We start from the raw sequence: 6,661 nt of genomic DNA, 5'->3' as shown, positions 1-6,661 counted from the left end.
TACGAACCGGGATCTCGGTGGTGGGCCATTGCGTTCGGTCCGATCTTCTGCCTGATCGCCTTGGTCATCGAGCTGTTCACCGGCCCGGTGGTGCATTGGTTCGGTCTGGCGATGTTCGCCGTGATCCTCACCGGCTTGGTGTACGTGCAGGTGATTGCCGCGCGCCGGCATGCGAGCGTGCTTCTGACCGCGACCACGTTGCGTCAGGGAACCGAAGAGGTGCCGATCACCGAGATCGCCGAGGTGTTCCCGGAGTCCGACGACGCCGCCTACGAAGACGAAATGGAGCCGTGGGAAACGGCACGCGCGCTGGGTGAGCTGTCCGGAGTGCCCCGGCGTCGGCACGGTATCGGCTTGCGTCTGACCACCGGGGGATTGGTGCGAGCGTGGGCGAAAGACGATCGGGCACTTCGCGAGGCGTTGAGCCAGGTTGTCACGGTCGGTGTGGAACCGGACGGGTCTGCCGATGATTGAGGCGCAGCCGACTCCGCTCGTCGACGTGAAGACGTGGATCGGTGTACTCGGTATCGTCGCCGCAACGATTCTGGCGGTCGTGTGCTGGCGAGCGGGTACGACGACGTCCGACTTCGGACCGATACTGGAGGGCGCTCCACCGTTCGAGAGCACGCACTACGACGGTCTCTGGATCTCGGGCGCCGGGTTGTCGATTCTGGTTGCGGGGCTGATGGCCATCGATGTCGTGCGCCGGGCCCGGGTGGGCTTCGTCGCATCGCGATAGCCCTCATACGGGTAGGGGGTATAGTTGCGGTATGAGTAGTTACAGCCCCGAGCAGGACGATCTGCTCAAGCGCCTTCGTCGTATCGAAGGTCAGGTAGCCGGAATTTCACGCATGGTCGCAGACGACCGGTACTGCATCGACGTGCTCACCCAGGTGTCCGCCGCGACGAGCGCGTTGCAGTCCGTATCCCTGAAGCTTCTCGACGCGCACCTTGCGGGTTGCGTCGTCGAAGCTGCCAAGCAGGGTGGTCCGGAAGCAGACGTCAAGATCAAGGAAGCTCAGGCGGCCATCGCTCGCCTCGTTCGTTCGTAAGGTGCCGGTCCATCACTCCGTGATGGACCGCGCGAGCGCCCGGGCGGAGAAGCTCACGAAGTACTCGGGTGTGACTTCTTTGGCGATGTTGATGACGATGGTGTCCGACAGGCCTTTGAGTCCGGAGAGCACGAGATGGATCAACGCGGGGTCGTCGATCAACCGGCTCCCTTCGGCTGCAGCAGATTCGGTGAGCGCTCGAATCAATGCCGAGTTGTAGACCGCTACGGATGCGTGAAGTTCCCGCATGCTTTCTCGGTCGGACCCGGCCATGCCTTCGATGTCGCGCCAAGTGGTGGTGAGTCGACCCACCCGTGCCCAGTGCCGAGCAAACTCGGAAATCATGGACTCGAGTAAGGCGCTCAGTCCCTGCTCGCGGGGGAGCGAGTTCACGAAGTCCGCCATTTCCAGCTGACTTTCGCTGAGGAGGGCGGCGAAGATGTCCTGCTTGTCGACGAAGTACTGGTAGATCAGGCCAGTGCTGGTGCCGGCTCGTTTGGCGACAGCGCGGATCGTGAGCGCGGAGTAGCCTCCTTCGTCCAGAAGCGAGATCGCCGCGTCGAGAGTTCGGCGTCGACGCACTTCGGCGTCGCCGTAGATCGACTTGCTGCTGGTACTGCTCATTTGATCACCGTAGTCGCGGTGGTCGGCATCCTCAATTCACATCGAACACTGTTCGTTGTCGAACGCCGCCCAGAATTCGATGTGACTTAGATCATAGAATGAACATTGTTCGAAATAGAATGAACATCGTTCATTCTGGTGTTACGGTATGGCGCAGACCACATCGAGGCCAGTGCAAAGTGCTGGACACTCTGCGGTCGGCCTGACCTTTCTTCCCGTATCGATCGGGAGGTCTACACAGTTGTGGAGTACCTATGACACGCACTAACGATGAACGCGCGGCGATCGACATCGCCGCGGCGGCTGGAGAACTTCTGCTCGACCATCGGAAATCCCTCGGCGAAAACGACGGTGATGTCGCGACTTTCAAGAACGCGGCCGATCGGCTCAGTCATGAATTCATCGTCGCCGAACTCGCCCGACGCTTTCCTGCGGATGCAGTGCTGTCGGAGGAAGGGGCTGACGACCTCGCGAGGCTGGCTGCGGATCGGGTGTGGATCGTCGACCCTCTCGACGGCACCCGTGAGTACGGCGAGGCCGGACGATCGGACTGGGCCGTTCATGTTGCGCTGACCGAAAACGGTGTCCTCACAACAGGTGCGGTCGCAATGCCTGCCCTTGGCGTCACCTATTCGAGCAGCGATGATCGAACCGAACGGGATGCCGCGACGCCGGTTCGAGTCGTCGTATCGCGGACGCGTCGTCCGGAACCGGTCATGCGCATGGCCGACTCGATGGGCGCGGAGTTGATCGAAATGGGATCCGCCGGAGCCAAAGCAATGGCGGTCGTCTCGGGTGAGGCAGACATCTACGCACATGCGGGCGGACAGTACGAGTGGGATTCGGCGGCGCCCGCTGCTGTCGCACATGCTGTGGGACTGCATGTTTCGCGTATCGATGGCAGCGAACTGCGCTACAACCAGGAAAACCCGTGGTTGCCGGATCTGCTGATCTGCCGACCCGAACTCGCCCCGAAAGCACTGGAGGAACTGGGCCGATGACCGCGACACTGACGCACCTCGAACGACTCGAAGCCGAGAGCATTCACATCATGCGTGAAGCTGTTGCCCAGAGCGAGAACCCGGTGATGTTGTACTCGGTGGGCAAGGACTCCGCCGTGATGCTGCATCTGGCGCGCAAGGCCTTCTATCCGTCGAAGCTGCCGTTTCCGCTTCTGCACGTCGATACCACGTGGAAGTTCCGTGAAATGTACAAACTTCGTGACAGTACCGCTGCTGCAGGCGATCTCGATCTGATCGTCCACACCAACCCGGACTGCGTGAAGCAGGGGATCAACCCGTTCACTCACGGCAGCGCTGTCCATACCGATATGTGGAAGACCGAAGGCCTCAAACAAGCCCTCGATCACTACAAGTTCGACGCTGCATTCGGCGGCGCCCGCCGTGACGAAGAAAAATCCCGCGCCAAGGAACGCGTCTTCTCGATCCGATCAGCTGCGCACCGTTGGGATCCCAAGCAGCAGCGACCGGAACTGTGGCGGATGTACAACGTCCGCAAAGCGCCGGGCGAGAGCCTGCGCGTCTTCCCTCTCTCGAACTGGACCGAGCTGGATGTGTGGGAATACATACGCCAGGAAGAGATTCCGATCGTTCCGCTGTATTTTGCCGACAAGCGGCCCGTCGTCGAGCGGGGCGGTGCGCTGATCATGGTCGACGACGACCGGATGCCGTTGCTGCCGGGAGAGACTCCGGAACTCAAGAGCGTTCGTTTCCGCACCCTCGGCTGCTACCCGCTGACCGGAGCCGTCGAATCGACCGCAACGAGCCTGACCGAGATCATCTCGGAAATGTTGCTCACCACCACTTCCGAACGCCAGGGACGGGTCATCGACCACGACTCCAGTGCGTCGATGGAAAAGAAGAAGCAAGAGGGGTACTTCTGATGACTGTTTCCTCGGATCTGATCGCTGACGACATCGAGGCGTACCTCGAACGTCATGCAAACAAGAGCATGCTGCGATTCATCACGTGCGGCAGCGTCGACGACGGCAAGAGCACCTTGATCGGCCGTCTGCTCTACGAATCGAAACTCGTCTTCGACGACCAGCTGACGGCGCTCGAAGCCGATTCGCGCAAGAGCGGAACCCAGGGGGAGGGGCTCGATTTCGCGCTCCTGGTCGACGGTCTCGCCGCCGAACGTGAGCAGGGCATCACGATCGACGTCGCCTACCGCTACTTCACGACCGAGCGACGCAAGTTCGTCGTCGCCGATACTCCAGGGCACGAGCAGTACACCCGAAACATGGTGACGGGCGCGTCGACCGCCGATCTTGCTGTGATCCTTGTCGATTCCCGCAAGGGGATACTGACTCAGACCCGCCGGCACTCGTATCTGGTGTCGTTGCTGGGGATCAAGCACGTGGTGCTTGCCGTGAACAAGCTCGACCTCGTCGACTACTCGCAAGAGGTCTTCGATGCCATTACCGCGGATTACGCAGAGTTCGCTCACGAGATCGGTCTGGACGGGTTCGTCGCCATCCCGCTCTCGGCATACATGGGTGACAATCTCACCGAGCGCAGTGCGAATACCCCGTGGTACTCCGGACCAAGCCTGATCGAGCATCTCGAAAGCGTGGACATCGACGATGCTGCCGCCGCGGCTCCGTTCCGGATGCCGGTGCAGTGGGTCAACCGGCCGGACCTCGACTTCCGCGGATTCTCCGGCCAGATCGTTTCCGGCACCGTATCTCCCGGAGATCCCATCCGCGTGCTCCCCAGTGGAAAGACGTCCACAGTCGAGCGCATCGTGACCATGGGTGGCGACCTCGACGTTGCCGGTGCGGGCCGCTCGGTCACCATCACGCTCGCCGACGAGATCGACATCAGTCGCGGTGATGTGCTGTCCATCGGCGACAATCCGCCGGCCGTAGCCGATCAGTTCGAGGCCTGCATCGTCTGGATGGGTGAGGCTCCCATGCTGCCCGAACGGCCGTTCCTGTGCCAGATCGGTACCGTGACAGTCACTGCGCGCATCACCAAACCGAAACACAAGATCAACGTCAACACTCTCGAGAAGACCGCAACGACTACTCTCGCGCTCAACGAAATCGGTGTCTGCAACCTCAGTTTCGATCGACCGGTCCCGTTCGACCCGTACGTCGGCAACCGTGACACCGGTAGCTTCATCCTCATCGACCGCCTTACCAACGGCACTGTCGGTGCGGGCATGATCACGCACTCGCTGCGTCGATCGGACAACATTCACTGGCAATCCGTCGACGTCGACGAGGCCGCGCACACCAGGCTCAAGGGACACCAACCCGCAGTTCTGTGGTTCACCGGTCTCTCCGGTTCGGGAAAGTCGACCATCGCGAACGATGTCGAGCGTCAACTGCACGCACTCGGCGCACACACCTACCTCCTCGACGGAGACAACGTCCGTCACGGGCTGAATCGAGACCTCGGATTCACCGAAGCCGACCGCGTCGAGAACATCCGTCGCGTCACCGAGGTCACCCGACTGATGGCGGACGCCGGTCTGATCGTGCTCGCGTCCTTCATTTCACCGTTCGAGGCGGAGCGTCATGCCGCCCGTGAATTGATCGGCGACGAACAGTTCGTCGAAATCTTCGTCGACACCGCTCTTGCCGTCGCAGAGGAGCGAGATCCCAAGGGGCTGTACAAGAAGGCTCGACGTGGCGAGTTGGTGAACTTCACCGGAATCGATTCGCCGTACGAACCGCCGCAGAACCCTGACATTCACATCGACACCAGTGTCACGACGACTGAGGACGCTGCGATCGCGATCGTCGACCATCTTCGCGCCCGCGGAACCATTTCTTGATCCGCCTGAACATGAGGAGCATCCATGCCTGACAGGGCTGAAATAGTTTCTGCCGTAGAAGATTACGTCAAGTGTCTCGGAAGTCACGACGTCGACGGCCTGGTTGCGCTGTTTGCGCCCGACGCAGTTCAACACGAACCGCTGGGGGTCCAGACCTACCGCGGAATCGACGAGATTCGCGAATTCGACACCGCGAACGCGCAGGTCGATTTCACAGTCAGCCTGCTCGGCCCGATTTCGGTGACGGGAAAATACGCAGCAATGCAGCTTCGGGTACAGCGCGTCGGGATGGCCGACTTCGCTGCCTCCGACCTGTTCGAGTTCGACGAGAACGGCAAGATCGTTTCTCTGAGTGTTGTTCTCGATCCGCAGGCACTGTGCTGACCCATCAGGGCCTGCTGGCAGGCAAGGTTGTCGTCGTCTCGGGAGTGGGCCCGGCGCTGGGTCGTTCGATTGCGGTGCAGAGTGCGGCGGCCGGAACAAAAGTTGTTCTGGCCGCCCGCACACCCGAGCGTTTGGAATCTGTGGCAACCGAGATCCGAGACCGCGGCGGAATTGCACTGGCCATTCCGACCGATCTCACCGACGTCGATTCGATCTCCTCGTTGGCTGAGACTGCGCTCGCAGAGTTCGGCGGCGTGGACTGCCTCGTGAACAACGCCTTTGTCCAACCGGCGCAGGTCTCGCTCCTGGACGCCGACATGGCGTCCATCCAGTCGGGTATCGACATCAACCTGCTTGCGGCGTTGAACGTGACACGCGCGTTTGTGCCGGCATTGACCGAGGCGGAGGGCTCCGTCGTGATGGTGACGTCCATGGTGCTGCGTAATCAGCTTCCCGGGTTCGGGGCCTACCGCATCATGAAATCCGGGCTCCTGGCAATGGCACGCAGTTTGTCGATCGATCTCGGTCCCAAGGGCGTTCGAGTCAATTCGGTTGCTCCCGGCTATATCTGGGCGGACTCGGTCAAGAACATGTTCGAGAAAAAGGCGGCGGCAGCTGGGGTCGACCCCAAGGTCATTTACGACGAGGTTGCAGCGGGCGCCGATCTGCGCCGGCTACCCGAACCTGACGACATCGCCAATGCCGTCGTCTTCCTCTTGTCCGATTCGGCCAGAGCCATCGCCGGGCAATGTCTCGACGTCAACTGCGGTCACACCCACCACTGAACAACCCCACAA

General features: G+C 61.2%; 9 protein-coding genes. 8 read left to right on the top strand and 1 reads right to left on the bottom strand.

All coding sequences use genetic code 11. The features are described 5' to 3' along the window. From mce1N to RE4_RS18160, 3 genes are all read left to right on the top strand, one after another. A partial coding sequence (gene mce1N, locus RE4_RS18170; RefSeq protein ID WP_060939078.1) for a transport-regulating membrane protein Mce1N occupies positions 1-474 on the top strand: 474 nt, incomplete at its 5' end. Next, the gene (locus RE4_RS18165) at positions 467-739 is read left to right on the top strand and encodes a hypothetical protein (protein ID WP_060939077.1); all 273 of its coding nucleotides are present in this window, start codon (positions 467-469) and stop codon (positions 737-739) included. The genes mce1N and RE4_RS18165, both read left to right, overlap by 8 nt. A gap of 31 nt (positions 740-770) precedes the next feature. Continuing rightward, positions 771-1,052, top strand: coding sequence for a metal-sensitive transcriptional regulator (locus RE4_RS18160; protein WP_003942012.1), 282 nt, complete (start codon positions 771-773; stop codon positions 1,050-1,052). Between the two features lie 12 nt (positions 1,053-1,064). Here the strand turns inward: RE4_RS18160 and RE4_RS18155 are convergent, their stop codons facing one another. After that, a complete protein-coding gene (locus RE4_RS18155) occupies positions 1,065-1,676 on the bottom strand; it encodes a TetR/AcrR family transcriptional regulator (RefSeq protein ID WP_003942004.1) in 612 nt (203 codons plus the stop codon). Positions 1,677-1,930: 254 nt separating this feature from the next. On the opposite strand from RE4_RS18155, the gene RE4_RS18150 reads away from it, so the two are divergent. The 5 genes from RE4_RS18150 to RE4_RS18130 are packed head-to-tail and all read left to right on the top strand — an operon-like array spanning position 1,931 to position 6,649. Then, on the top strand, positions 1,931-2,677 hold the full coding sequence (locus tag RE4_RS18150; protein ID WP_060939076.1) for a 3'(2'),5'-bisphosphate nucleotidase CysQ: 747 nt from the start codon (positions 1,931-1,933) through the stop codon (positions 2,675-2,677). Next, positions 2,674-3,579 carry a sulfate adenylyltransferase subunit CysD gene (cysD, locus tag RE4_RS18145; RefSeq protein WP_060939075.1) on the top strand — a complete coding sequence of 302 codons (906 nt, stop codon included), beginning with the start codon at positions 2,674-2,676 and terminating at the stop codon, positions 3,577-3,579. Before RE4_RS18150 ends, cysD begins: the two co-directional genes overlap by 4 nt. Further along, a complete protein-coding gene (gene cysN, locus RE4_RS18140; protein ID WP_060939074.1) occupies positions 3,579-5,480 on the top strand; it encodes a sulfate adenylyltransferase subunit CysN in 1,902 nt (633 codons plus the stop codon). Before cysD ends, cysN begins: the two co-directional genes overlap by 1 nt. 24 nt (positions 5,481-5,504) lie before the next feature. Then, positions 5,505-5,864, top strand: coding sequence for a nuclear transport factor 2 family protein (locus RE4_RS18135; protein ID WP_021333930.1), 360 nt, complete (start codon positions 5,505-5,507; stop codon positions 5,862-5,864). Then, positions 5,858-6,649 (top strand): SDR family oxidoreductase, encoded by a 792-nt coding sequence (locus RE4_RS18130; RefSeq protein WP_060939073.1) that lies wholly within the window; start codon positions 5,858-5,860, stop codon positions 6,647-6,649. The genes RE4_RS18135 and RE4_RS18130 overlap by 7 nt, the downstream gene beginning before the upstream one ends. The last annotated feature ends 12 nt before the right edge of the window (positions 6,650-6,661 follow it).

The organism is Rhodococcus erythropolis NBRC 15567 (genome assembly GCF_001552595.1).
Lineage (GTDB): Bacteria > Actinomycetota > Actinomycetes > Mycobacteriales > Mycobacteriaceae > Rhodococcus_F > Rhodococcus_F erythropolis.
This window is presented reverse-complemented; position numbering and strand designations above follow the sequence as displayed.

Bases quoted from the DNA above. Each gene is read 5' to 3' on its own strand.
- RE4_RS18165 (WP_060939077.1), top strand. From the start codon at position 467: ATGATTGAGGCGCAGCCGACTCCGCTCGTCGACGTGAAGACGTGGATC.
- RE4_RS18160 (WP_003942012.1), top strand. From the start codon at position 771: ATGAGTAGTTACAGCCCCGAGCAGGACGATCTGCTCAAGCGCCTTCGT.
- RE4_RS18155 (WP_003942004.1), bottom strand. From the start codon at position 1,676: ATGAGCAGTACCAGCAGCAAGTCGATCTACGGCGACGCCGAAGTGCGT.
- RE4_RS18150 (WP_060939076.1), top strand. From the start codon at position 1,931: ATGACACGCACTAACGATGAACGCGCGGCGATCGACATCGCCGCGGCG.
- cysD (WP_060939075.1), top strand. From the start codon at position 2,674: ATGACCGCGACACTGACGCACCTCGAACGACTCGAAGCCGAGAGCATT.
- cysN (WP_060939074.1), top strand. From the start codon at position 3,579: ATGACTGTTTCCTCGGATCTGATCGCTGACGACATCGAGGCGTACCTC.
- RE4_RS18135 (WP_021333930.1), top strand. From the start codon at position 5,505: ATGCCTGACAGGGCTGAAATAGTTTCTGCCGTAGAAGATTACGTCAAG.